General features: G+C 46.0%; 2 protein-coding genes. Both read right to left on the minus strand.

What is annotated here, in order from left to right:
- Nucleotides 1–61 precede the first annotated feature (61 nt).
- The gene (locus tag R7P67_RS24820) at nt 62–736 is read right to left on the minus strand and encodes a TRAP transporter small permease (protein WP_005479032.1); all 675 of its coding nucleotides are present in this window, start codon (nt 734–736) and stop codon (nt 62–64) included.
- Nucleotides 737–824: 88 nt separating this feature from the next.
- Nucleotides 825–1,288, minus strand: a 464-nt coding sequence (gene dctP / locus R7P67_RS24825; RefSeq protein ID WP_318086318.1) for a TRAP transporter substrate-binding protein DctP, incomplete at its 5' end; no start/stop codon positions are given.

A 1,288-nucleotide genomic window follows, 5' to 3' on the forward strand; every position in this document is an offset into this window, starting at 1 on the left:
TTGGCACACCAATGAGCATGAAGCCAATCACCATTAAAAACAGTAGTAAAATATCCATGGCTTAGCGCTCCTTGTGCTCAGAATCGTTCGAGGAACGAGGAGTCATGGCATCGCCAGCTTCACTCATTTCTTCTTTTAAGGCTTCCAGTTCTTCCTCAGCTTCATGACCTGCAATCAAGCGATCCAGCTTGCCTGTAGCGATCTGCCAAGTGACTTGTAAAAAACGGAAAGTGAGCATCGCCATACCAAGCGGCAAAGCGAAATAAGGAATAAAGCGTGGCAGTTTTTCGTAGCGCTCGCCTTCATTAAGCCAATCCGCTAAGAACTGTAAAAACTCAGGCATTGGGATATCGTCGGTTTCATACCATGCGCGCTCTGTCGCAAAGGGATACCAATAATTCCAAGCACCAATCAAAAGCAGAATCGAAAAGGTTAGGCAGCAGGCCGCTGCGACTAGCGCAAGAAGTTTACGGCGCCCTTCAGGCACGATATTGATGATGACATCCACGCCAATGTGAAAGTGTTTTTTCACACCGTACGAAGCGCCAACTAAAACCATCCACGCGAACATGAATACGGTGAGCTCTAACGCCCAGAGAATATTATCGTTAAAGACATAGCGAAAAATGACATTAGCAAACGTCAGCAATGTCATCGCACCTAAGAAGAAAGCTATTAAGGTTTCTTCAATGGCATCGGTGATTCGTCCAGCCTTGGCAAAAAAAGTCGGTTCCATAATTACATCACGTCATCAGTAAAGGGAAAAAGCCCTCATCCTCAGCTCGGCTTAGAGAGAGTCCGAGGGCGAATGGATATCGTTTTTGTTATTGTTGGTTTGAAGCCAAAGCCGCTTCAATCAGGTCAGAACCAATGTCTTTCTCAAACTTTTTCCACACTGGTTGCAGAGCCGTCACCCACTCTTGACGCTGCTCTGGCGTTAGCGTACGAACCATACCACCCGCTTCGATAATGTTGTTTTTATTCGCCAAGTTCACTTTGGTCGATTCCGCGTTACGCTCAGCAGTCACTTCTTGAATAATGGTATTGAGCTGTTCACGCTGATCTTCTGGTAGCTTCTGCCAAAAATCGTTCGACGTCACAACGAGGTAATCCAAAATACCGTGGTTGGTTTCCGTGATGCCATCTTGAACTTCGAAGAACTTCTTACCGTAGATGTTTGACCAAGTGTTCTCTTGACCATCGATAACCTTCGTTTGTAGACCGCCGTAAACTTCTTTGAAGGACATTTTTTGAGGGTTTGCGCCAAGTTGCTCGAACTGGGCAACAA

The organism is Vibrio sp. Vb0937, assembly GCF_033338855.1.